Source organism: Paenarthrobacter nitroguajacolicus, from assembly GCF_051027655.1.
In the GTDB taxonomy this organism is placed as follows: domain Bacteria; phylum Actinomycetota; class Actinomycetes; order Actinomycetales; family Micrococcaceae; genus Arthrobacter; species Arthrobacter nitroguajacolicus.
This window is the reverse complement of sequence record NZ_CP073234.1, coordinates 1,250,026-1,273,671: the sequence shown is the minus strand read 5'-3', so window position 1 is coordinate 1,273,671 and position 23,646 is coordinate 1,250,026. Positions and strand designations below refer to the sequence as shown.

The 23,646-nt window shown below is 59.8% G+C and carries 21 protein-coding genes; 12 read left to right on the top strand and 9 right to left on the bottom strand.

The features are described from left to right. The first annotated feature begins 162 nt into the window (after window positions 1-162). The 4 genes from KCX59_RS06385 to KCX59_RS06370 all read left to right on the top strand — a co-directional run bounded on the left by KCX59_RS06385 (window position 163) and on the right by KCX59_RS06370 (window position 4,385). Window positions 163-804: a hypothetical protein gene (locus tag KCX59_RS06385; RefSeq protein ID WP_179019339.1), complete on the top strand. Its 642-nt coding sequence runs from the start codon at window positions 163-165 to the stop codon at window positions 802-804. 182 nt (window positions 805-986) lie between these two features. Next, entirely contained in the window at window positions 987-2,156 is a 1,170-nt protein-coding gene (locus KCX59_RS06380) for a glycosyltransferase family 4 protein (RefSeq protein WP_178997729.1), read from the top strand. Further along, a complete protein-coding gene (locus KCX59_RS06375) occupies window positions 2,153-3,538 on the top strand; it encodes a UDP-glucose dehydrogenase family protein (RefSeq protein WP_179019341.1) in 1,386 nt (461 codons plus the stop codon). The genes KCX59_RS06380 and KCX59_RS06375 overlap by 4 nt, the downstream gene beginning before the upstream one ends. A gap of 391 nt (window positions 3,539-3,929) precedes the next feature. Continuing rightward, complete coding sequence (locus tag KCX59_RS06370; protein ID WP_306294713.1) at window positions 3,930-4,385, top strand: hypothetical protein; 456 nt, start codon at window positions 3,930-3,932, stop codon at window positions 4,383-4,385. Between the two features lie 24 nt (window positions 4,386-4,409). Here the strand turns inward: KCX59_RS06370 and KCX59_RS06365 are convergent, their stop codons facing one another. Next, the gene (locus KCX59_RS06365; protein WP_179019345.1) at window positions 4,410-5,612 is read right to left on the bottom strand and encodes a plasmid pRiA4b ORF-3 family protein; all 1,203 of its coding nucleotides are present in this window, start codon (window positions 5,610-5,612) and stop codon (window positions 4,410-4,412) included. A 106-nt stretch (window positions 5,613-5,718) separates the two neighbouring features. Here KCX59_RS06365 and KCX59_RS06360 point away from each other — a divergent pair, with 106 nt between their 5' ends. After that, window positions 5,719-6,132, top strand: coding sequence for a hypothetical protein (locus KCX59_RS06360; RefSeq protein WP_178997725.1), 414 nt, complete (start codon window positions 5,719-5,721; stop codon window positions 6,130-6,132). A gap of 236 nt (window positions 6,133-6,368) precedes the next feature. Here KCX59_RS06360 and KCX59_RS06355 read toward each other — a convergent pair whose 3' ends face one another. From KCX59_RS06355 to cspE, 3 genes are all read right to left on the bottom strand, one after another. Then, entirely contained in the window at window positions 6,369-7,631 is a 1,263-nt protein-coding gene (locus KCX59_RS06355; protein ID WP_179019347.1) for an APC family permease, read from the bottom strand. Between the two features lie 21 nt (window positions 7,632-7,652). Beyond that, entirely contained in the window at window positions 7,653-10,211 is a 2,559-nt protein-coding gene (locus KCX59_RS06350; protein WP_370629037.1) for a LuxR C-terminal-related transcriptional regulator, read from the bottom strand. Between the two features lie 391 nt (window positions 10,212-10,602). Beyond that, a complete protein-coding gene (gene cspE / locus KCX59_RS06345; RefSeq protein WP_024819996.1) occupies window positions 10,603-10,806 on the bottom strand; it encodes a transcription antiterminator/RNA stability regulator CspE in 204 nt (67 codons plus the stop codon). A 424-nt stretch (window positions 10,807-11,230) separates the two neighbouring features. Here cspE and KCX59_RS06340 point away from each other — a divergent pair, with 424 nt between their 5' ends. Both KCX59_RS06340 and KCX59_RS06335 read left to right on the top strand, forming a co-directional pair. Continuing rightward, window positions 11,231-11,596: a TfoX/Sxy family protein gene (locus KCX59_RS06340; protein ID WP_178997722.1), complete on the top strand. Its 366-nt coding sequence runs from the start codon at window positions 11,231-11,233 to the stop codon at window positions 11,594-11,596. Window positions 11,597-11,663: 67 nt separating this feature from the next. Continuing rightward, entirely contained in the window at window positions 11,664-12,536 is an 873-nt protein-coding gene (locus tag KCX59_RS06335) for an SDR family NAD(P)-dependent oxidoreductase (protein ID WP_179019349.1), read from the top strand. A 46-nt stretch (window positions 12,537-12,582) separates the two neighbouring features. On the opposite strand, the gene KCX59_RS06330 is transcribed toward KCX59_RS06335, so the two are convergent. Then, window positions 12,583-13,974 carry an APC family permease gene (locus KCX59_RS06330; RefSeq protein ID WP_179019351.1) on the bottom strand — a complete coding sequence of 464 codons (1,392 nt, stop codon included), beginning with the start codon at window positions 13,972-13,974 and terminating at the stop codon, window positions 12,583-12,585. A gap of 297 nt (window positions 13,975-14,271) precedes the next feature. On the opposite strand from KCX59_RS06330, the gene KCX59_RS06325 reads away from it, so the two are divergent. Further along, window positions 14,272-14,640 carry a hypothetical protein gene (locus tag KCX59_RS06325; protein ID WP_179019353.1) on the top strand — a complete coding sequence of 123 codons (369 nt, stop codon included), beginning with the start codon at window positions 14,272-14,274 and terminating at the stop codon, window positions 14,638-14,640. Between the two features lie 219 nt (window positions 14,641-14,859). On the opposite strand, the gene KCX59_RS06320 is transcribed toward KCX59_RS06325, so the two are convergent. Beyond that, entirely contained in the window at window positions 14,860-18,015 is a 3,156-nt protein-coding gene (locus KCX59_RS06320) for a DUF3427 domain-containing protein (protein WP_370629237.1), read from the bottom strand. Between the two features lie 371 nt (window positions 18,016-18,386). Between KCX59_RS06320 and KCX59_RS06315 the strand changes: the two genes are divergently transcribed. After that, complete coding sequence (locus KCX59_RS06315; protein ID WP_434122634.1) at window positions 18,387-18,800, top strand: hypothetical protein; 414 nt, start codon at window positions 18,387-18,389, stop codon at window positions 18,798-18,800. A gap of 591 nt (window positions 18,801-19,391) precedes the next feature. Here the strand turns inward: KCX59_RS06315 and KCX59_RS06310 are convergent. Continuing rightward, window positions 19,392-19,673 carry an EamA family transporter gene (locus KCX59_RS06310; RefSeq protein WP_370629238.1) on the bottom strand — a complete coding sequence of 94 codons (282 nt, stop codon included), beginning with the start codon at window positions 19,671-19,673 and terminating at the stop codon, window positions 19,392-19,394. Next, window positions 19,564-19,974, bottom strand: a complete 411-nt coding sequence (locus KCX59_RS06305; RefSeq protein WP_370629239.1) for an EamA family transporter — start codon at window positions 19,972-19,974, stop codon at window positions 19,564-19,566. Before KCX59_RS06305 ends, KCX59_RS06310 begins: the two co-directional genes overlap by 110 nt. Between KCX59_RS06305 and KCX59_RS06300 the strand changes: the two genes are divergently transcribed. After that, window positions 19,897-20,157, top strand: a complete 261-nt coding sequence (locus KCX59_RS06300; protein ID WP_370629240.1) for a DUF6188 family protein — start codon at window positions 19,897-19,899, stop codon at window positions 20,155-20,157. The genes KCX59_RS06305 and KCX59_RS06300 overlap by 78 nt on opposite strands. 105 nt (window positions 20,158-20,262) lie before the next feature. Here the strand turns inward: KCX59_RS06300 and KCX59_RS06295 are convergent, their stop codons facing one another. Then, window positions 20,263-20,394: a hypothetical protein gene (locus tag KCX59_RS06295; protein ID WP_256870874.1), complete on the bottom strand. Its 132-nt coding sequence runs from the start codon at window positions 20,392-20,394 to the stop codon at window positions 20,263-20,265. A 745-nt stretch (window positions 20,395-21,139) separates the two neighbouring features. Here KCX59_RS06295 and KCX59_RS06290 point away from each other — a divergent pair. Continuing rightward, window positions 21,140-21,496 carry a hypothetical protein gene (locus KCX59_RS06290; protein ID WP_179019357.1) on the top strand — a complete coding sequence of 119 codons (357 nt, stop codon included), beginning with the start codon at window positions 21,140-21,142 and terminating at the stop codon, window positions 21,494-21,496. Between the two features lie 935 nt (window positions 21,497-22,431). Next, a complete protein-coding gene (locus KCX59_RS06285) occupies window positions 22,432-23,619 on the top strand; it encodes a TerC/Alx family metal homeostasis membrane protein (protein WP_179019359.1) in 1,188 nt (395 codons plus the stop codon). Window positions 23,620-23,646: the final 27 nt, after the last annotated feature.

The window sequence follows — 23,646 nt, the reverse complement described above, 5'->3', positions numbered from 1 at the left end:
TATGGTGTGACCTACAACAAATGGCGTTCGAAGGAGCCGCCAGGAGTCCTAACCGACTTCGACTCACCCTGCCGTCGACAAGGCAGGGTACGGAGAACACTCCAATCGCATCACTCAGGGAGGCCCGCACGTCGATGGCTTCCTGTACAAAAGGGGACACAATTGAAAAAGGTACTCATTGGCGCTGCGGTCCTTGCGACGGCGCTCACCCTCACCGCTTGCGGGGGGACGGTCAACAAGAACACACCATCGGAGAGCGCTGAGGCTTCCGATGCACCGATTACTGCCCCTACAGCGGCTCCTGTGACTACTCCGAAGTCGACGCCGACGCCGACAGGTAAAGCTAAATCAATTCGGGGAAACTTTATCGCCGAACTTGGCGACATCGGTTCTTTCAGTAACCAGTCCACTAAGAAGGTGACAACCAAGTTCACAGTGGACTCAATCCTCGACGTGCAGTGCACCCAGCCGTATTCACGTCCGGCAGACAACGGCCGCCTGATCACGGTAGCCCTAACAGTGGAAACAACGCCGGATCTGGCCGATGACACCAACCCCAACTTCCGCATTACCAGTCACGATTTCAAGTTCATCGCCGCCAGCGGAACCACGTTTAACGGGAACCTTGGCAGTGTCGCTACATACTCATGCATTGACGACGCGTTGACATTCCCCAGCGGTGGAATGGGTCCCGCTGAGAAAGTCGCTGGAAGCGTCGTTCTTGATCTGCCGCCCGGCCCTGGCACGCTGGTCTACACAGGCGGAGCATTTACCGGTCCCTTCTTCGAGTACCCGATCAGCTAGGGTACCCAGTAATTAGTCAACAAAGAAGGTGGAGCGGTCGCTCCTAGTCCGACTGGGACCGACCGCTCCATGCTCGCTGTCACGAACTCGCCTGCCACCCAACCCACCTGTTAACCAACTCTTCCCTCACAGGCCACCCGTTCGAACCCACAAAGCCAACAGCCGCGACGACCGTTGAAGGCGTGAGGATCGCAATCGTCGCCGAATCATTCCTGCCACTGATGAATGGGGTAACCCACTCGATACTGCGGGTGCTGGAGCATCTGCAGGAGCGCGGGGATGAGGTGATGGTGATCGCGCCGTCGACGTCGGACACTGATGTTTCGAGCGTCGAGAAGGGTGCGTATGTGCATCGGCTTCCTTCGGTGCCGCTGGCCGGTTACACGAATGTGCGGGTTGCGTTGGGTGGTGTGAATCGGGTCAAGCGAATCCTTGCCGATTTCTCCCCTGACGTCGTGCACCTCGCTTCCCCGTTCGTCCTCGGCTGGCGCGCCGTGCAGGCCGCTCATCAGCTCGGCATCCCGACTGTCGCGATCTACCAAACCGAGGTTCCCAGCTACGCGGCCCGCTACGGTGTGCCGTTCCTGGAGAACTGGGCCTGGAACCGCGTGGACAACATCCACCTCCTGGCCACCCGAACCCTGGTGCCGTCAACGTTCGCGCTGAACCAGTTGCGCGGACGCGGCATCCTGCGCGTGGACATGTGGCGTCGCGGTGTGGATACCGCGCGTTTCAATCCCGCTAAGCGCTCGACGGCGTGGCGCAGCTCGGTGGCGCCCGACGGTCACCGCATCATCGGCTACGTCGGCCGGCTCGCCGTCGAGAAACAGGTTGAGGATCTGGCCGTATTGGCGGATTTGCCGAACACGAAACTGGTCATCGTTGGTGATGGCCCGCAACGTGAAGCACTCCAAGCGGCCCTGCCGAACGCCCACTTCGCCGGCTTCCTCGGCGGGGATGCGCTGGCTCAAGCTGTCGCCGGCTTCGACCTCTTCGTCCATCCCGGCGAGTTCGAGACCTTCTGCCAAACCATCCAAGAAGCCATGGCATCCGGTGTTCCTGTGGTCGCGACCGGCCGCGGCGGCCCCTTGGACCTCGTCGAGAACTCACGCACGGGCTGGCTGTATGAGCCCGGCAACCTTGGCCAGCTGCGCGGCTATGTGCAGGACCTGATCGGCGACGACGCCAAGCGCCGCGCGTTCGCAACGGCAGCTACCGCTTCGGTGCAGGGCCGGACGTGGCCCGTCCTCAGCGCAGACCTGGTGCGCCATTACAACGAAATCATCTCCGGCGTGCCCAGCGGAACAACCGGGCCCAGCGAATTCACCTCAAGCAAAGGACCCTCCTCATGAAGATCTCCGTGATCGGCTGCGGCTACCTAGGCGCAGTCCATGCAGCGACGCTCGCTTCGATGGGCCACACCGTGGTGGGTATCGACGTCGATTCCTCCAAGGTTGAGCAGCTCAACAAGGCGATGGCGCCCTTCCACGAGCCCGGACTGGATGAGCTCCTCAAGGATGGACGCACCACCGGCCGGCTCGTGTTCACCACGGACTTCGCGGCTGCCGCTGATGCCCAAGTCCACTTCCTCTGCGTGGGTACACCGCAGTCCAAGACCTCAGATACAGCCGACCTCTCATACCTGATGGGCGCTACGAAGAGCCTCCTGCCGCACCTGACCAAGGGTGCCGCCGTCGTCGGAAAATCAACAGTGCCGGTAGGCACGGTGGAGTCGCTCCGCGCGATCCTGGCTCGTCGCTCGGACGTGTTGCTCGGCTGGAATCCCGAGTTCCTGCGTCAGGGCACGGCCGTCAAGGATTCGCTGGTGCCTGACCGCCTGGTTTACGGCGTTCCTGGCGGCAAGGGCGCCGCAGCGGGTACGCCGATTACTGCAGTGCTGGATGCGGTGTACGAGCCGCTGATCAGCGCCGGTATCCCGCGTCTGGTCTGCAATTTCGCGACGGCGGAACTCATCAAGTCGGCGTCGAACGCGTTCCTGGCCACGAAGGTCAGCTTCATCAACGCGATGGCTGAGCTGTGCGATGCGTCGGGCGCCGACGTAAGCGAGCTCAGCGAAGCGATGGGCTTGGATCCGCGCATCGGCAGCAGGTACCTGCACGCCGGGCTCGGTTTCGGCGGCGGCTGCCTGCCCAAGGACATCAGGTCATTCCGTGCCCAGGCGCGCGAACTTTCGGTGCCGTCGGTGGATGAGTGGATGGCCCTGGTTGATTCGGTGAACCTGGACCAGCGTTCCCGCGCCGTTGAGGTCGCCCGTGAGATGTGCCGCGGCTTCCTGTCCGGCCGCACGGTGACCATCCTTGGTGCCGCGTTCAAGCCCGACACCGACGACATCCGCGACTCCCCCGCCCTGGACGTCGCCCAACAGCTCGCGGCCGCCGGCGCACACGTGACCGTCACGGACCCCAAAGCCATCAACAATGCCTGGATCCGCTACCCGCAAATCCGCTTCGAAGCATCCACCAAACGCGCCCTCGAAGGCGCCGAACTGGTGCTGCTGCTCACCGAATGGGACGAATACGTGTCGCTCTCGCCCGTTGTTGCGGGAGCACTCGTACGACGCCGGATGGTGCTGGACGCTCGCAACGTACTGGACGCTGAAGCTTGGCGGAGCGCAGGTTGGACGGTCCGCGGGTTGGGGACGGGTGCTTCGGTTGTCGGCGCTGACGGAGGCCAGGCCAAGCCCGCCGACAGGAAAAAGCACGCAGCGCGCTAAGTCATAGACAACTCCGCCTCCCTTTGCGGTTCGGCACGGTGTTATGGTCACTGCACGCGCCATCGCATCGGCGCATCTACAAGGGGGCAATTCATTGAAAAAGCGTTCTATTCGCATGACCAAAAACTGGCATTTCCTAAGCAACTCTTCGTGGTCGCAAGGGCGAAAAGCACTGGGGCTGGTGGCCATGACGTCGCTGCTGGTTGCGGCCACAGCGTGCGCTCCGGGAGCGCCTTCAAGCGCCAGCTCTGTAAACAGTACGAAGGCAACTCCTTCCGCAACTCCTTCTCCGACACCCAGCAAAGTCGCTGGCACGGTCTGCACAACTGACAAGGCGACTCAGACTTCCGCGGGTGAGACGTTTGTTTGCGCCGTCGACCACGCTGGCAAATTGAAGTGGCTGGACTCTGCGAGCGCCAAGAAGTTGTCCGATCAGCGAACAGCGGAAGCGGCGGCAAAGGCAGCTGCTGAGAAGGCTGCGGCCGACAAGGTGGCTGCAGATAAAGCCGCGGCGGACAAGGCAGCGGCAGATAAAGCCGCGGCCGACAAGGCTGCCGCCGAGACCGCAGCAGCCATTCAAGCTGCTGCCGACAAAGCGGCCGCAGACAAAGCTGCTGCGGACGCTGCCGCAGCGCAAATCCAGCCGAAAGTAGCTCCGGCTGCGCCTCCTGCCCAGAGCGGTTGCGACCCAAACTACTCCGGATGCGTACCTATTGCCTCCGATGTGGACTGTGCCGGTGGCAGCGGCAACGGTCCGGCTTACGTGAAGGGTCCTGTAACCGTGATCGGTACGGATATCTACCAGCTCGACGGCAATGACAATGATGGGATCGGCTGCGAGAGGTAACCGGCAGTTGGAGCGGCCGCAGCCTTAGACGTTGCGGCCGTCCCAGCGGCTCTGGACATCGAGGAGGAACTTGACGCCGGCGTCGGACAACTTCTGGTCAGACCGCCCCCAGCTGATGCCTTCCCAAAGCTCCAACCTGTGCAGGCTTCGGTTGATGTCGTAGTACAGGTCGGTAGCCCAGGACAGCGGTATTTCACCGTGGCCCGATCTGGTCCGCAACCCAGCTTGATGAAGCGCTGGCTGAAGCACCTGATCCCTCAACCCGTAGGGCGGCTCGTCTCCGGTCAGCTCCCAGTGCACCAGCAAGGGCGTTGCGATCTTCTCTGCATCGGTGTCCGGATTCGCCAACTGGTCGGCGAGGAAATCCCATAGGGCTGCGGGATCCCCCACCAGTTTCCGTCCCTTGGGTGTCAGGAGCAGTTTGTCCTTTAGTTTTCGGAGAAGCTTCCACTCCTGCAGATGCTCCCGAAGGTTCCGGATGGGCGGCGTGCTTACTTCGACCCGCCCTGCGGAGATCCACTCGTCATCCCAGCCGAGTTCAGTCATCGCCCGCTTCACAAACGCCGGCTTGAGATAGCCGGCCGACGTCAACGGCAACCCGTCAGAACGTGCCTCGTTGAGGAACCAAAGAATCGGACCAAGAACCGCTTGTTGGTCGGCGGTCGTCACTTCGCCTGGCCAGCACCGTTGCGCCAAACTGCGGAGCTGCCCGTTGATTGCCTCTAGGTCGAAAGCAGCCGGATCAAACTTGGACACACGTTCCTGCGTCACGAACTCGAGCCATTCCACGGCTTCCCTGTGCTCTGGATGATTGGGGTTGGACACAACGGCAACCACGTTGGCATACCCACCCACTCCCCTTGAATCCTCTATGGGCCCCCGCATAGCTCCGTCAAGGCAGGTGATGGTGTTCTCGTGGAGCACGGCTGGTCCAACAACTTCAATCTTGTGCGTCCAGCTGTCCCCGAAATCGTAGTCGTACTCAAGGTCCGACAACCCAGGCGAGTGCGGGTCAAAAAGCTCAGCTAGCCGCACAGCAGCCGCGAGCTCAGTACCAGCCGGACCGTCGCCATCGTCGACTCCCATAATGATGCGTTTCTCGCCCGCGCGGTCATGGCCGGCGACAGTAGCGGTTTCGGGGAGGCCGAGTTGCCGCCAGATGAGTGGCACGGTGTCACTGATTGAAATGCGCAACTCAACGGCTGGAACGGTGGTGGGTGACTCCATATCCGTCATTCTGCCGGCGCGAAGAGAAGTTTCGCGTCATATGTCATTGGTACGGACTACTACCACTACGGACGGGGGTTGAAACTACAACGACAAGGACTTACCAGTGATCACGCACTTCTACCCAGCAGCGCTTCGCATCATCACCTGCGTCATAGCTGTTTGCTCGGCGGTGTCGGCCACCTTGTTAGGAACTGCGACCCCTCCAGAAGGCCTGGAAATCCTTGATCCTTCAGATTTGCGGACCACGGCTGTTGTTCTCACAATGACGCTGGGAGTTGTGGCGCCCGTAGCGATGTTGATTGCCGAACCGCTCACGTGTCTGCTCCTTAAAGCAGGCCTCTTCGCTGCATCCGGCTTTGGCAATGCCATGATGCTGAGCCCTCTGGTGGTGGTGCCATTCCAGGAGGCGTCCACTGCGCTGGCTGTTGTCTGCTCTGTAGCCCTGACTATTGCGAGCATCGTCACCTACATGGAGTCCGTGGAACGTAGGAACGCTCGACGCCGGGCCAACACCTAGACGCTGCCGCTCAGCACCTATTTTTGATGAATTTACCCCCAATTATGCGTCTCCCGACCACCTAGTTTGAGGATTCGAGCACCTAGAGGCCGATTGCCGGTCATAGTCTCTTTTTGTGCCTCTCGGGGCGGGATTCCCGGTGTCCGGCGGGTTACCCCACTCGCTCCACGCGTAGGAGGCACTGCGGCACGGCTCCATCCGACTACCCCCAGATGGGGCCGTGCCCAGCCGGAACATCAGCTGGCGCGGCGATCAAACCGCAGACGCACCAGGCGGTACACGATGCCCACCGCGAACATCAGCACACCCAGCCCGGCTGATACAGGCGGAAGGGTGGCAACAAGAGCCACGCATGCAACAGCACCAGCCACCTGAAGGAACTTTGGGTAGCGGCGGTCTTCCGACGGCTGAGTGTAGGCGGCGATGTTGGCCACCAAGTAGTAGAGCAGCACTCCGAATGACGAGAAGCCAATAGCACCGCGAAGATCAGCGACTGCGATAACCAGACAGATCACTACAGCTAACGTGACTTCAGCACGATGCGGGACCTTGTAGCGCGGATGCACAGCGGAGAGCCAGCGCGGAAGATCGTGTTCGCGGGCCATGGCCAGGCTCGTCCGGCCAAGCCCTGCGACGAGTGCCAACAACGCTCCCAGAGAAGCAACAGCGGCACCGATTCGGACGACGGGCGAAGCCCACGCCAAGGTGCCTGCACCAACCGCGTCGGCCAAGGGGGTCGCCGTAGCAGCCACGCCGTCGGGGCCAAGAGCCGCCAGCAGAGCAACCGCTATGACGGCGTAGATGACGATGGTGATCCCCAAGGCAATGCTGATCGCGCGGGGTATGGTGCGCTTGGGCTCACGCACTTCCTCACCCATCGTCGCGATCCTCGCATACCCGGCAAACGCGAAGAACAGCAGCCCCGCTGATTGCAGGATGCCGTACCAGCCGTGGGCCAGCAGCCCCTCGCCCATAAAGCTGTCAAAGTCAGGACCGGAGCCACCCCAGACCGCCGCGACAGCAATCGCCAGGGCAGCAAGTACAGCGACCACCAGCACGCGCGTCAGCCCGGCGGTGCGGGTCACTCCGTGATAATTCACAGCGGTCAAAATCACGACGGCGGCAATCGCCACCGGCCGCTCCCAACCTTGCGGTGCGGCATAGGCGGCGAAGGTCATCGCCATGGCAGCGGCACTCGCCGTTTTGCCGATGACGAATCCCCATCCTGCCAGGAACCCGGCCCAAGGACCGAGCCGTTCCCGACCGTAGATGTAGGTACCGCCGGACGTTGGATAGGCCGCAGCCAGTTGGGCCGACGAGGTCGCGTTGCAGAAGGCGACGAAGGCAGCCACTACCAACCCGATCAGCAGCCCAGATCCCGCGGCAGCAGCGGCTGGGGTGAACGCCGCGAACACACCGGCACCGATCATTGATCCCAAACCGATCAGCGATGCGTCGAACGTGCCTAGTCGGCGGGCCAAAGCCGGAGAGTTGCTCACGGATATCCAGCCTATCCCGGGTCAGCGCGGCGGAAGTGAATTCCCCACCAGCATGAAAAGACTATTGCGGGATGTTGCACCAGTCTTCCGCAGCGCGTTGGAGATGTGGTTTTCGACTGTCCTCGCGCTGATGCCGAGATGTTCCGCGATTTCCACGTTGGTGCGGTGTCCTGCTAAGACGGCGACCTCGATCTCTCGTTCGGTCAGCGGCGTGGTCCTGAACGAATTGAAGGAGAGCTGCTCGTTGGCCGATGGGAAGCGGACAGCGAAGACGGATGATGCCTGCGCCATGGCGTCGGCTGCGGCAGCATCACCGTCGATTACGTGGCGCTTGAGGGCTCCTCGGAGCAGCATTCCCACCTGGTACGTGTCGATGTCAGGTTCATAGTGCTTGAGGAGCAGCCCCAGCAGCTTATGGTCACCTTCAACCACCGCGGTAGCGATGGCAATGAGCTGGTCATGGACTGTCACGCCGCTCTCCCGCAGGATCTTTTGCAGCAGATCCAAAACTGGTCGGCCCGGGCAAAGGCACGTACAGAGCAGCGCAGTCATCATGGCTTCAAGGACGTAGCCGCTCTTCAACTGCCGCCTAATGAGCTTGGCGGCTTTTCGATCGAACACCGAAGGTTGGGCGTTGTGGTGAGCGATGAGCTCGTAGGCTCCCTTGCCGATGCCGGGTATCGGACCAACGTCCGGCACCTCCGTCCGCGCCTGTGCAGCTATGGAAAGCGTCGGCACTATGGCAGTCGTCGCGTGCCTGAGCCCAGCCAACCTGAGCATGGCGTCGTAGAGCGAGTCGACGACGAAGCCCGGCCGGCCCATCGCAAAGACACTGCTCATGAGGTACTCGGCCTCTTCAAAGTGTCCTCTGTAGAGCAGGCCGTGCGCGGCCACGTAGCTGCTGGTAACCACGCCGAACTGGTCCAGATTCTTGCGCGCTTCTGCCCGCCAGTCCAGGGCGAAGACCAACGACTCCTCTACGCGTCCGGCGGCAAAGAGGGCGAAGCCGTGTATGAACGGCCGAAGATGAGAAAAGGCATCATCGTCGCCTGCACCGTCAACGGCTTCCAATGCTGCAGCTGGCTTGAAGCGGTACAACTCAAGCAAACCATGGACCAACACTCCCATTCCCGATCCTTGGCAGCCAGAAACGCCTGGCTCGTCAGCGGGATCAGCTGGAACCCTGCCGTGGGAAGCGCTGATGAACAGAATGGCATTCTCGACTTCAGCTACCAGCTGCGGATTGTCCCCGGCGAACTTTTGGAGGATGTCGACGGCGGCACCTGGCCCGCGGCCCGTGTGGATCGCAAGCATGGCCTCAGTGATGGTGACAAACAGGCGGTCTCTGGGGTCGGCGTCGAAATCTGTTGTTTCGGCGCAGACAAGGCTGGCACGCTCCACATTCACGGGAGCACCCCAGTACATGCGGAGGAGTGCTGCGGCGTTGGCGGCTGACTTGTTGGCCTGCCAGCGTTCGAAGCGGATGTGTTCCCGGTCCGCGTTGTGGTCGTGGAAGTGCCTGGAAGTTATTGCGTCGTCGTCGCCCTTCTCCAGACGAAGAGATGAAAGCACGCGGGAGAGGCAGTCTGCCGTGGTGTGCTTCTCCGGGGCCACCTGAGGGGCAGCTTCAAGGACGCCGGCGATCTTGCTGCGGAGCAGTTTGCGGTCCCGGAGCTTCTTGTTCCCTCGGAAGTAGTCAGCTATGACGGGCGGACTAATGGCCGCTATTGAGCCATTGTGGTGGTCCGCCAGGACGGACAGAAATCCCCTGCGCTCCAAGCCTTCCAAGGCATCGGGCTGGATGACTTTGTGGAGGACATCAACCCGTGCCGTACCGAGAATCGCCATGATGTGCAGCGCCGTGAACTCCTCAGCACTCAGTTCAGCCAGGAGGGCCTCCAGCGTGCCGCGAAGGTGTTCGTTCCATAGGGTGTCGGCAGTCATGCACCATTGCTTGTTCTTCATGACCAAGAGGTTGCTCAGCGAGGCGGTCTCTGCGATCCGCACGATGAGCCGCGGGTTTCCGGCCGACTTGGTGAGGATGCGCGCTGTTGTGTCTGCGTCTGCGGGTGCACCAAGAACCTGCGCGATCAGTAGGTGGACCTGCTCATAGTGGAGTGGATCCAACTGCAGGTGCGCCTCCCTACCGTTGTTGAGCACGGCCAACTGACCCCTGGAGAAAGCCCATGTTTCCGGGGCCGTGGCCACCATAGGACAATCGGATCTCCGCCTCACAGCCTCCAGGACTGCCAAGGATTCGCTATCCACCAGGTGGAGATCGTCAACAACCAGCAGGTGTTTGCCGGCCTTGGCCAGTTGGCTGGAGAACACATCAGCGATGTCGAAGACACCGCTGCGGCCAGGCCTCATTTCCAGTCCGAGCCCCTTGATGGCCGAGTAGGGGATGGTGCGGTGTGTACGAAGTCCACTGATGAAGTGCACGGAAACGCCAGTCTTCTCCAGATTGCTCATGACGCTGCGTACTACCGATGTCTTACCGCTACCCGGTGCGCCAACAACCCTGACACCAATGCCGCGGGCAACAAAGTCGAGGATTCGCTGAACCTCTGAATCGAACACGCGACCTAGCCTTCTGTTTTTGTGGATGCCCGACATGAGGCTCACTTCGCAGGCTAGATCTTGAAAACGGGACTAGGTGGCAAAACGGCCTTGCACAGACCGATTTCGGACAGTCTAGGTGGTGATTCGGGCAAAACTAGGTGCTGGCGCGAGGCGTCTAGGTGGTGGGGCTGTTCGAAGATCGGGCGATCCATGAGGATGCTCCTTCAGCTCTGCGGGTGGACTACGTCCCACGGTACGGAGAGCCGGAAGTGAATTACATGGGTGTAATTCACTATGTGGATATATGTTCTATGACCAAAAGAAGCACTAGAAGACATCTTCTTGCTGAGGGCAGACAAAAAAGCAGGGCCGGTCAGTGACCGGCCCTGCTTTTTGAGTTATCCGAAGACTAGACAGCCTGGATGTTTACTGCCTGGGGACCCTTGGGGCCCTGCTCGACGTCGAAGGAAACCTTCTGGTTCTCTTCGAGGGAGCGGTAGCCCGAGGAGTTGATCGCAGAGTAGTGAGCGAAAACGTCCTGGCTGCCATCTTCAGGAGAGATGAAGCCGAAGCCCTTTTCGGAGTTGAACCATTTTACGGTACCTGTAGCCATTTTTTCAGTCCTTACTGAAGGTGGAGATTGTCCCGACTTTCGGGTCTCCGGGTGTGGGGTGTTCTCCACAGTTACTTCAGAAAGTCACGATCCGGAAGGATCGTGGGGACTGCCTGAACTACCAAATGCCAAACACAACAACACCAACTAGTCTACAGAGATTTGAGCAGATGGCTAGTGCTGGGAAATATTTATCCATCCGATGTTCGGACTGACCAAGAAATATATCAACGTCCTGGCACACCTCGGGCGGCCAATCTCTGTCAATCGTCGGCTCCAGCTAAGGCTGACAGCCACTCCCCAAGCCGGTGTCGTGACGAAGTCGCAACTGTCGAGGACATGCATTTTTGTATTGCTTTTCCCACGGCGCGACTACAGGATCAAGCAAAGGGGCCGCTCGCAAAGCCACATAGGAGAACCCACAATGCAGATGCCCAAGCCCTCTGACGCCGATAAGGAACGCTTCCGTTCGGTGCTGCCCGATCATCCGGATGTCATCGTCAAGCCGATGTTCGGCAATCTTGGCGCTTTCGTGAATGGCAACATGTTTGCTGGGCTTTTCGGCCCCACCATCGGCGTCCGCCTTTCCGAGTGTGACAAAGCTGAGCTCGAGGCTAACCACCTAACTCAACCGTTCGGCCCTGAAGAACGTCCCATGGGCGGATACACAGGTCTTCCCGCAGCTTGGAACGATGACGCTGAGAAGGCCGAGCCCTGGGTGGCCAAAGCCTTTGACAATGTGGCCTCGTTCCCGCCGAAAGCGCCAAAGTCGCGTCCGCCCAAGAAGTAACCACTGTCCGCTCAGCAAGTATCGCAGGACCCTCGCAAAACCCGCCCTTTCGTGCTGAGATCAAGCCATGGCCTCGATAAATGGACGAACAGCGCTCGTTACCGGCGCTACCGGTGGCCTTGCTAAGGCCATCGCCACTGCTATGGCCCGCGAAGGTGCCACCGTCGTCGTGGTTGGACGGACAGAAGCTCGGGCAAAAGAGGCTGTGCGCAACATTCGGGCCGCAGTCCCGGACGCAATCCTCGAGCCGCTTGCCTGCGATCTCTCAAACCAGGCGTCAATCCTCTCGGCGGCTGAGGAGTTCCTTTCCCGCCACGATGAGCTGCACGTCCTCGTCAACGCGGCCGGCGTTTTCCGCAAGGAACGCCACGTGACCGCGGATGGCCTCGAGCTCACGTTCGCTACCAACGTGATGGGCTACTTCCTTCTCACGAATCTGCTCCTGGATGCGCTCAAACGTGGCGCGAGCAGGGACCAGGGACATCCATCGAGGATCGTAAACATCGCCTCCAAGTATTCGGGCGGGCCCTCAGTGACCAAGATTGATTTCGACGACCTTCAAACTGCGGAAGGCAGCTACAGCTACCTTCGCTCAACCCCGCCAACGATGCTCGGCCGGGTTTTGTTGACGCAAGAGTTCGCAGAGCGCCTTCGCGGATCAAACGTGGTGGTCAACGCAGTGCACCCGGGCCTCGTCAAGAACACCGGTCTTCTGCAGGACGTTGGCGGGCCGTTCCGATGGGTGACAAATACCTTCGGCAAGACGGCAGAGAAGGCAGCTGACACGGCCGTTTGGTTGGCCACCTCGCCAGAGGCTGCAGCGGTCACCGGCAAGCTCTGGGCCAAGCGCAAGGAACTGTCGACGCCGGGCATGGGCTCTGATACCGACGCCCGGAAGCGACTGTGGGAAGAGTGCGTGCGGCTGTCGAAGATCCTGTGACCTGGGCAGCGTCCTCGTCGAGGATGACTTCCGAAAGCAGCTGCCTCTAAGCTTGCTCGAGCTCCAACTGCGGCGCAGGCTTGCGGAATCCGTGAGTCAGGAAGGCCAGATAGACCACACCCACGCCTGCCCATGCGAGCCCGAACGTGAACGACAACCCACTCAGGCTCGTCCAGAGCCAGGCCGTCAAGGCAAAACCTATGCCTGGCAGCACAAAGTTATGAACCACGCCCCGGGCTCCGCGTGCCTTCTCGTCAACGAAGTAGTGCTTGATGACGGCCAGGTTGACCACCGAGAAAGCGACCAGCGCACCGAAGCTGATCAGCGATGAAATAGTCAGGAGATCAAGTACAAAGGCCAGCAGCGAAACGGCTGATGTCAAGAGAATTGGAAGCACGGGTGTGCGGAATCGAGCGTGGAGCCGACCCAGTGCAGCAGGGAAGACACCACTACGACCCATCGAGTGAATGATTCGCGAAACGGACGCCTGAGACGTCAGCGCCGATCCCAGACTTCCTGCAATGTATGCGGCGGTGAAGAAGGCAACGAGAAGGTTTCCGCCCGCCGCGCCAATGACTTCGATGGCCGCCGCGTCCACATCATTGAATGTGCTGACCGGGAGTACAAGGTGGCTGATATACGCGAGTCCTAGGAAGATCACACCGGCCAGCACAGTGGTTAGCATGATGGCCTTGGGCAGATTGCGCTTCGGGTCCTTTGTCTCCTCAGCGAAGGTGGAAACGGCGTCGAATCCCAGGTACGAAAGGCACAGAATTGCGGAGCCCGCCAGAATGGGTGATACGCCCTCGGCCCCATCGACGCCGGTGAACGGGGCCATCAAGTCGAGGTTGCTGGCACCAGTGATGGATGACAGTCCCAGCGCAACGAACAGCACAATGAAGAGCGCCTGGAGCCCCACCACCACGAAGTTGGCCTTGGCGATCGCCGTGATCCCCAGGATGTTCAGCACGGTCACGGCCAGGATCGAGACCACCATGAACACCCAGGCGGGGACCGCTGGGAATGCCGCTTCCATGTATATACCGATAAGCAGGTAGTTGATCATCGGCAGCAGCAGGTAGTCCAGCAGCAGGGACCACCCCGCCATAAAGCCAAGCCCGGCTCCAAACGATCGCGTCGCGTAGGTGTAGGCCGATCCCCCGAACGGGAATGCCTGTGCCATCCGGCCATACGAGCGCGCGGTGAATAGCATGACCACTAGCGTCACAGCGTAGGCGGCCGAAAGGCGCCCGCCCGTCAACTCCACCACAATGCCGTAGGTGCTGAAAATCGTCAGCGGCACCATGTAGACCAATCCCAGCAACACCAGCGAGGGAACGCCGAGGACTCGGCGCCAACCCTGGGCTGGAGTCTGAGTGGAAGCTGGCCCCACAGGCTTCTCGCCTGCCGGTGTATCAGTATCAAATGTGGGGGTCATCGGGGATCCTAAATCTAATGCCGAGATGTTGGGAATTGCGCCAGAGCTGGGATTGCCAGCCCTTCGCTAACCGGGGAGGAGAACCCGGTACAAGCTGTAAATGAATGGCGTTCGTTTATTAAAGCGGTGAGCCGGATCACAGTCAATATGTGACGGTGCACACCGCGCTTTGGCCAACGGCGCCGACACAATCTCGTGCGCCAGCACCGAACATGGGCAGTGATAGACCAGGCGACGTTGAAGCGAAATAGTCCTCGGAAACGGCAGCCAGGCCCCGTCCATTGCTAGTGGCTGGACGTGGGCAACTATGAACCGGCCCACGGCATCAATACCACCGAATTGTGGAAGCGGTTTGAAGAACTCGAATCGCTGCCGCTAAAGCAGTTCATGGAGGCGTTCACGAGGCTGGCTGTAAGGCCCGACCTCGTCGTTCAGCCACCGTCGGCGGGTGCCCCGCCGCGGTGGATGGCCAAGCGACCTGCAGGAGTCAACGCGGTGCTGCGCGATTTTGAGAAGTATCACCTGGACCACGAGCAACTCAGCGCGCCCGCGAAACCGGTCCTTTACGGGGTCGGAGGGCTCAGCAACCCAGATCCGTCCAGGGACATCGCGGACAGGCTCTCTAGAGTTCCGAGACTGCTGTCGACGGAGTTCCCTACGAGATAAAAGCAAGTGCACCGGGTTCAGGGTCCGACTTGCCGACACTTAATCCACCGGCGCTCGCTAGCGCTCGAACATATTATTCGGCATAGTGACCCTGACCGCGACTCCCGTATCCCGTCAGAGTCCATTCCGCAGTTGACCCACGCAATTGACCTCCCCCATCTGCTCGCCATCGTACTGGGACGCTCTCCGCGAGCCCGCACCACTGGATTTCTTGAATGTCTACTGCGCCACTGCCGCTCCCTTTGCAAAAACGTCCGCCGGCATCTGGCGCTGCAACTTCCAGGTAATCGCGATGGGCTTCTCGCCTGAATGCTCGACATAGTCAACCGGCCCAAGACAGGTGTATGGAACGGTCAAGCCTGTTTCGTCCTCAGCAGTTTCGCGCGTGAACAAGAGGATGTGAGAGCCGTGCAGCTTCCGATCCAAATAACGCCTTCCAACCGGGCTGGATGGCGCAGTACTGTTTTGCGACTCCCAGTGGAATAGCTCCGGGCTGATCGCGTAATCCTTGTACATCGTGGTTGCCGAGTGCTTCCGGTCATCTTTATTGAGCGTGACGAAGAAAGCGTCTGTCGCCGTTGCAGGGCACCAAGCTACACCTTCGCGGTGCTGGACATTCTTTCCCAGCTCCAGCGACCCATACTGAAGCGCCGCTAAAATCTCCTCACGTCGGTATGTCGCATGAGACAACAAGGGTATGTGTTGAAGCCCGGCACCTAAGCCCTTGGCCACGTGCTTCGAGGCCATCACTCCCAAACGGACGATCTGGCGAATCTCGCTGCAGACAAATTGGTATTGACGAAGGTGGTCGAGACCGTCGTCGTAGGTCTTGAAATCGCCGCCATCGTCCCAAAGCGTGTAAAACAGCATTCGCGCGTACGTCTGTTCTCGAATGCTCAGCTGTGAATAGCGGGGTGCGTCGGCATCCACGAGCATGGCATACGCTTCCGCCCGTTCCGGATCGTCGACGTGGATGAGAGCAGCCATCCGCCCAAGGAGCTTCTTTTCGTGGGCACCTGAACGATCGCGGTGGACACCTTTGAGCACTGACTCAAGACCAGAAAATCCCTCAATGAGCTGGGCTTGGCGAAGGTAGCCCGTCCACGAGTCACGGGTCGAGCGGTAGATCGTCTTCAGGTCGTTGCCTGATTCACGTAAGTATGCGACGAGCTCGATTTCCCCATACGAGGCCACGTCTCTGACCAACTGATTCCGATTGAAGCGCAGCTGGGCCTTGATGTTGTCCAAGACGACTTTCTGCGCCACGCGGTCCAGCACAATTTGGGACCCTGATGGAAGATACGGGAATTCTTCCTCGACAGCCTTTTCGAGTTGCTTTCGTCCATAGCCGGTAAGCGCTCTGTAACGCAGATCGAAACGGAACTCTCGGCGCTGCTGGCCAATGAAATCCAAGACCGTTAGTACGGCCTTGTCGTCCGCTCGCCTCAACCCACGACCCAACTGCTGCAGGAAGACTGTGGCGCTTTGCGTAGGCCGCAGCATGAGGATGGTGTCCACTTCGGGGACGTCAAGGCCTTCATTGAAGATGTCCACGGCGAAAATACAGTTGGTCTCTCGATTGCGAAGCTGTTCCAAAGCGCCAGTACGCTCAGCTTCATCGGTGCCACCGTCAACTGCAACGGACGGAATGCCGGCGTCATTGAACACCTTCGACATGTAGTGGGCGTGCTGGACTGAAACGCAGAAGCCGATGGCGCGCATGTGTTCAGTGCCGACGACCTTGTCCCGAAGTTCCCGAATGACCTTCGCGGCGCGGGCATCATTGCCCGTGTACAGCCGGTCGAGTTGCGAGGTGTCGTAGTTACCACGCCTCCACTCCACTTGGCTGAGATCGACATCATCGGAGACACCGAAATAATGGAACGGAACCAGCAGGTCGGCGTCCAACGCGTCCCAAAGACGTAGCTCGCTGGCCGTTCGCCCCTCGAAGAATTCGTCGGCAACGTTGCCACCATCGCCGCGTTCCGGCGTAGCAGTCAGACCTAGGAGCTGCTGAGGTTGCAGGAAGTCGAGTAGTTGGCGATATGTAGGTGCCAGCGCATGGTGGAACTCGTCGATAACGACGACGTCGAACTTCCTGGCCTCAAACTTGTCGACCCCAAGCGACGCAAGAGACTGTACTGAAGCGAAAAGATGCGTCCACCGCTGGGGCCTGTGATCACCCACAAAGAGTTCACCAAAGGCGCCATCCTGCATGACGTTTCGGTAGGTCCGTAGGGATTGCTTCAGGATCTCTTGTCGGTGAGCCACAAAGAGCAGGGATAAGGGCTTGCCCGCCGCTTCACAGAGGCGCTTGTAATCTAGCGCTGCGATGACTGTCTTACCTGTCCCGGTAGCGGCCACCAGAAGATTCTTGTGGAATCCCTTTGACCTCTCAGCTTCGAGGTCTTCAAGCATTTCTTCCTGATGAAGAAACGGCACGATCTCGAGGCCTGTGACTGCATCTTGAGCAGCCGTGCGCTTGCCCCCGCTGCGTTCCAACGCAGCGTCTAGCTTGTCACCGTCACGATCGGGGTCATAACTCTGGAATGCCCGTTGTTCCCAATAACTGTCGAAAGTGACCTCGAACTTCTTGAGCAGTGCAGGCGTCGCAATCGAACTCAGCCGAACGTTCCATTCAAGACCGTCCAGGAGCGCCGCTTGGCTCAGGTTCGAACTGCCAACGTAAGCTGTGTCAAAGCCGGTGTCCCGACGAAAGAGCCACGCCTTCGCGTGTAGGCGTGTTGCCTGAGTTTCATAGCTGATCTTTACTTCAGCGTCATAACGGCGAACGAGCTCGTCGATGGCCCGACGCTCGGTGGCTCCCATGTAGGTGGTCGTGATAACCCTGAACTTCACACCACGATCTCGCAACTCTTCAAGGGCTGGCTGGAGAATCCTCAGACCTGTCCATCGCACAAAGGCGCAAAGCAGGTCGACTGTGTTTGCCGATTCAATTTCGGATCGAAGTTCAGCTGCAAGATTGGGATCTTCTTTGCCATTGGTGAGCAGCGCAGAATCACTGAGTTTCGTGGTGGGCCGTCTGAGTTGGCGGCGCTTTAAGGCGTCCAGTCGGTGCAACGAGAGCAACTGACGTGGGCCAGGGGTGATCTGGTTGTCGGCCTGTACCTGAGACAGGAGCCGGTTGGCTAGCTTGACGCGTTCCTCTGGCTTGGCAGCCGTGAGCGCCTCTCTGACTACTTCGGCGATGTGGCGAGAGAGTACGTCCGGGGCGTCGTCTTCGTGAATCGCGTCGACTGTAGCGCTGAGTTCCGGGACTAGCGCGAGCTTGGCTTCCAGACGCCTCGTTTGCAGGAGTTCGTAAAGCCCTTCAGGGAGCGCTGTGCGCCCGACTTCCCCATCGAATGTATTCACTTCGCCAGGGTATTGGGTAGGAGAGACAATAAACAAAGCCTCTGCACACGGCGTTCATGAACTGTCCGTGTACAAAACCGAGGCCAACGTTGCTGCTGGATTCACGCTCCCATGAACAACGGTCCCGGCTCACGGCTAGTCGATGAGCACTGGTTTTCGGATACGGCTCAAGGCCGCCACAAAACAGCACCGCACGCGGTATCCGCGATGTAGCTAACTCGATCGTCCTCCCACCGCCCCTGCGGGACAAGTATCACAACAGCAACCCTGTCAGCTAAGCACTTGGGCAGTTCGGTCTTTCCCATCGAGCCAGTGTTCAAGCGAGGCTTCTGTCTGGAGGCGAACGTCAGCGACTTGCGATCGCAAGAGCCATGGCTACCACCCCCCGGATCCTGCTCGCCGATGAACCAACCGGCAACTTGGACTCTGTGAACACCTCCCGCGTTATCGATGATCTCCGCAACATGGCCAGTCGTGGCATTGCCATCGTCGTCATCACGCACGACGAAAGAGTTCCCGCTGCAGCAGACCGTCGTCTCGTGCTTACGGACGGCGTGCTCAGTCAAACTTCTCCGACCGTGTACATGCCGCCCCAGCTTGAGCAAAAAACAGCGAGGAGAAAACACGGGTCGAGCATCCTCCGGCTGTTGGAATCAGTAGCTGACAGCATCAATTCACTCTCCACCCGTCCGATGCGGACTGCACTGCTGTTGATGGCATTTCTCCTTGGTGCCGGTGGGTTGGCGCCGCCACCGGCCTCACGCAAACGACCTCCGCGCAGGTAGCGGAGCGTCTAGACCTGGCTGCGTTGGACGAGATTCGTTTTACAGACAACCGGCTTCCAGCCGGAACCCTGCCAACCAATGCCGAGCTGGAAGCAACGTACAAGGCTGTTGATGCCATTGAGGGTGTCGAACGTGTTGGTCTGACTTTCATCGCCGCCCCCGCCGACGCTCAGATAACACGAACATCCCCCTCGACTGCATACTTCGACGGACTCATCGAGATAGCCGACGCCAATCGCCTGTCGATTTGGGATAGCCAACTGATCCCGCAGACTGCGGAGAGCAATCTGGCAGCTTACCCGGACCTTCCCGCCGCCGTTGTGGGGAGTAAGGCGGCCGCCACGATCGGCATCGAGAGAGCTGCGCCAGGGGTTGTCATCTGGGTCGGGGGAAACCCTGTTCCCGTCATCGCCCTCATTCAAAGCAGCACGCGGGACGCATCGGCCGAGGACAAAGTCTTCCTCAATCCGGCCGCCGCCTCCAATATCAAGAGCCTGCAGCCCTCCTACATCGCAAGGACCAAGCCCGGCTTCCCAGCACCGCTAAGCGACGCAATTCCACTGGCTTTGAGTCCTGATAACCCCGGGGCCGTCAACGTCCTGACGGTAGCTGATCTGCGGAACCTGAAAACAGGAACGAGACCACCATCGTGGGCAGCCGCTGGATCCCACGGAACCAGACCGCGTAGGCAGCCAGCGCACCGATCACGCTGAGGTAAGCAAAACCCGCCAGATTAGGAACAGAAACCAACCTCGGCAAACCTTCAACCACCAAGGTGACCGGCAGTAGCATGACCCCACCCATCGCTAACTGCAGGCCGGTAAACCCAAGCAGCCCCACGCCGTCGGGCCTTCGCCAGCGTTTGGTGAGCACAATCCCCGCCGCCATGCTCAGCGCGCCGGCCATCCCGGCAAGCACACCGATAACCGGTCAGCGTCGCGGTGAACCGCAGGACCAGCAAGCCGACTCCGGCCGCTCCCACAGCGCACGCGACGATGTGCGTCATGCGGATCCGCTCCCCCAGCAGCGGCGCTCCAAGAAGCAACACGAACAGCGGCTGAATCGACCCGACCAGCGCCGCCACCCCGCCGGGCAGTTGGTAGGCGGTGAAGAACAGGAGGAGGAAGAAGAACAGCCCGATGTTGAGTGCGCCCAGGGCGGCCGCGCTCTTCACCTGGAATTCCCAGACGGAAGCATCATTGATGTTCTGCCAGACGAGCGGTACGAGGCCTGGACGCTCGCTGGGCCAGACGGCCTATTGCTCGTGTCGTTGCCGGGAAACGGACTAGCACTCTGGAGTGCTGACCCGACATCTGCCACTCAGGATGGGGATCAACCAAGCCCTACTCCTGTGTGACTCCCACGGAATGCACCTGAGCCAAACAAAACAGCGTGGGACCCGCTCCTCCAGCGGATCCCACGCCTGCCCTACCTCGCCGAGCCAACCAGAGTCACCCCAACCTCATTGGCGAAATCCCATCGCAATATCCATGATGATCACCCCTTCATTCACCAGCCCCGATGTTCGGTGTCCCAACAGAAAAGCACCAAAGGTGGGGGTACCGAAGAAGTCCTTGCCGCCGTCGTCGTTCATCCGAACGCCTGCGCCCAGCAAGGGCGACCTGGTCAATAACCGTTACCCCGGCACGTCCAACGAGGATTGCCCGTTGCCCCCAGTCACCGACCAAGGGTCGCCGAGAACGGAACCCGTCTCGCCGGCGGGTGGCACTGGTTGCCAGTGCCGTGCTAATGCCGTAGTCAATCGGACCCGGTCAGCCCCTTGGCGGCGGTCAGGTTTGTTTGCTCTTATCCGCAGACCTTGCGGTCAACTCTCGAACAAGAATTGACCGCTCTGAACGATCAGGCGAAAGGGTTCTAAGACACCGACCGTGACGACGGCGTCGCTCACTAACACAGATCTGAAGTAGACATCCTCAGCCCTCATGAGGTCGTCCATGTTCCGGCGGTAATTGAAATGCAACGGCGTCACGTCTCCGAGACCTCGTCTGCCAAGCTTGACCAGGCACTCGTGAACGGTCCACCGGGTTACTGCAAACCGTTGGTCGATCTGATCCGCCCTAGCTGAGAGCAGGATTCCCAGGCTTTCAAGGTTGTGCGCACGGGGCGGAAACTCCTCGCAATCCACTGCGATTTCGCTATTTCGAGCGGTGGCTACAACGTCTGGATATGCGGGGTCCAAAGATCCCAGACGCATATCGCTTGCCAGATGGTGGGAGGGTCCAGTATCGGACTAGTTCCGACACTGGTGGCCCGACAATTGATATATTCCCAACGACTGGAAAGCAACGTACTGTGCATCTCGGGGAAGGTGTGCGGTATTGAGTGAGCGTGAAATGATCGACGAACTACTTGAGGATGGACTCGTAGACTGGGTTTCGCTGCATAACGTGGTGTGGGTGTGCACGAGCGGCACGATTAACCCCGACACCAAACGCGTAGCCTTGGACGTCCTCCACCGCCTCTACTCTGAGGAGCTCATGGTGCCCGGAGACCTTGGGGAGACGGGTTTTGAGGATTGGGCACCCCCATCGGAAACGTGGGTTATTCGGTCAGAGATGGAACTAGATGCTCTGGACTGGCACCCGATGGGGGATGGCTTTTGGTTGAGGCTAACACCCCACGGCAAGGTGATCGCTCTTGGCCATGCGGCCACAAGGGACGATGATTCCGCGTAACCATCGCTCGGTTGAAATAAGTGAGGGAATGAAGCACGGAAGACCCGTGAAGTTTCCAGACTGCAGGCAACGGAATTCGCCGCTAGAATCCTCTTCCCTAGAACGTCCGCTCCAGCTCGGCCACCGGGCGGTGTTGATTCTGCAGTGGCCGCCGGCGTTTAACGCATTCTTTCGAGAAGGATTTTAGCGGCGGACGATCCCACCACGGGCAGTGTTCCAAGTTAGATTCACCACCTTTCACAGAGGGACTACCTATGCGCCCGTTAGCCGGTCCCCACCGTCCGCGTCGAAGGTGTATCGAAGCCCCTGCCCGTCCAGGACTACTGAATTCCTGTGAGACCCGCCCACAAAACTGCCGGGGTGCCCTAAAGGCCACACGGATATGTGTCCCATTTCCTTGGGAGTGGGACACCCGGAATGGGACTCTCCCCTGCCGATCCGACTCCGAGGAATCCCGCGAAACACCAACGTCCCGTATGTAGTCCCAAAAGGGATGTAACAAATCCTTGTTAGAGAAACAACTTTCGGTACGGCTCAGACATGGATTTCGGATACGCGAGAGAGTGTCAACGACTAAGCCGGACCTCGCTCGACAGATAGACGCCCTAGCGGCCGCGGGCGTCGCGGCCGCGCGTATTTACGTAGACAAAATCCGGGCTAACACAAATCGGCCAAGGCTCCAGGAAGCGATGCGACATGGTTGGGAAGTGGATGTAATCGTGGTCCGCGGCCCACACCCCTACGGGACATGCCAGCAGCACGTGCCATATCCGGTGCGCAGGACGATGTGCATACCAATCGTCAGCAGAGAACCCCTGATCGCGAGGCTGGTGCGTCGCCCAGTTAGCACCCGCCGCAACGAAGCCGGTAAATTTGAGCCCAGAACTTCTGACCCTCGGTGAGTACCACGCCGCACCTCACGAAAGCAGGATCATATGACTGTCTCTCCCCTCATTTGGGGCATCACCATCGTCGTTATTCTGGCGCTGCTCGCCTTCGACTACTTCTTCCACATCCGGAAGGCACACGTCCCCACCTTGAAGGAAGCGGCCGTATGGTCCGGCATCTATGTGGGACTAGCAGTGGTCTTCGGCATCCTGGTCCTGATCTTCGGCGGCGGCCAAATGGGGTCCGAGTACTTCGCCGGCTACATCACGGAGAAGGCCCTCTCGGTAGACAACCTCTTCGTGTTCCTGATCATCATGGCGAGCTTCCGGGTCCCTCGTGAGGATCAGCAGAAGGTCCTGCTCTTCGGCATCGTCTTCTCGCTGATCGCCCGGACAGGCTTTATCTTCCTGGGCGCCGCGCTGATCAACTCGTTCGCCTGGGTGTTCTACATCTTCGGCCTGATCCTGCTGCTGACGGCCGGCAACCTCCTCAAGCCCGGCGACCACGGCGATAACCAGGCCAACAACTTCATCATTCGGTTGGCCAAGAAGTTCTTCCACACCACGGACAAGTACGACGGCGACAAGCTGTTCACCATGGTCAACGGCAAGAGGGCCCTGACTCCCATGCTGCTGGTGATGGTAGCCATCGGCGGAACGGACATCCTCTTCGCCCTCGACTCCATCCCGGCAATCTTCGGCCTCACTCAGAACGTCTTCATCGTGTTCACCGCCACGGCTTTCTCGCTGATGGGCCTGCGCCAGCTGTACTTCCTCATCGACGGACTGCTGGACCGCCTCATCTACCTCTCCTACGGCCTGGCAGCCATCCTCGCGTTCATCGGCGTCAAGCTGATCCTGCACGCCCTGCATGAGAACAACCTGCCGTTCATCAACGACGGCGAGCACGTCAACGTCATCGAAATCACCACGGGCCTCTCGCTCAGCGTCATTATCGGAACCCTGATCATCACCGTGGTGCTCTCGCTCCTCAGCCCGGCTGGCAAGGCCCAGACTGCCATCAACAACGCCCGCCGCCACGCCGTCAACTACCTCGACCTCGACTACACGGCTGATGCCAACGAGCGCGAGCGTATCTACAGGGCCCTGACTGCGGAAGAAGCCCAGATCGTGCAGATGCCGCTGAAGTACAGGAACAAGGCCAAGGACGTGGAGCAGATCCGCGAGCAGGTGGCCGAAGCGCACCGCCAGCACGAGGCGTACCTCAACCGCTAGGCCAACTCGGCAAGCGGCCAGCCCACT

What these genes read in the sequence shown, in the direction of transcription:
- KCX59_RS06365 (WP_179019345.1), bottom strand. Translation starts at nt 5,612, where the DNA reads ATGGAGTCACCCACCACCGTTCCAGCCGTTGAGTTGCGCATTTCAATC.
- KCX59_RS06315 (WP_434122634.1), top strand. Translation starts at nt 18,387, where the DNA reads ATGGCTACCACCCCCCGGATCCTGCTCGCCGATGAACCAACCGGCAAC.
- KCX59_RS06285 (WP_179019359.1), top strand. Translation starts at nt 22,432, where the DNA reads ATGACTGTCTCTCCCCTCATTTGGGGCATCACCATCGTCGTTATTCTG.
- cspE (WP_024819996.1), bottom strand. Translation starts at nt 10,806, where the DNA reads ATGGCTACAGGTACCGTAAAATGGTTCAACTCCGAAAAGGGCTTCGGC.
- KCX59_RS06295 (WP_256870874.1), bottom strand. Translation starts at nt 20,394, where the DNA reads ATGAACGACGACGGCGGCAAGGACTTCTTCGGTACCCCCACCTTTGGT.
- KCX59_RS06335 (WP_179019349.1), top strand. Translation starts at nt 11,664, where the DNA reads ATGGCCTCGATAAATGGACGAACAGCGCTCGTTACCGGCGCTACCGGT.
- KCX59_RS06340 (WP_178997722.1), top strand. Translation starts at nt 11,231, where the DNA reads ATGCAGATGCCCAAGCCCTCTGACGCCGATAAGGAACGCTTCCGTTCG.
- KCX59_RS06330 (WP_179019351.1), bottom strand. Translation starts at nt 13,974, where the DNA reads ATGACCCCCACATTTGATACTGATACACCGGCAGGCGAGAAGCCTGTG.
- KCX59_RS06375 (WP_179019341.1), top strand. Translation starts at nt 2,153, where the DNA reads ATGAAGATCTCCGTGATCGGCTGCGGCTACCTAGGCGCAGTCCATGCA.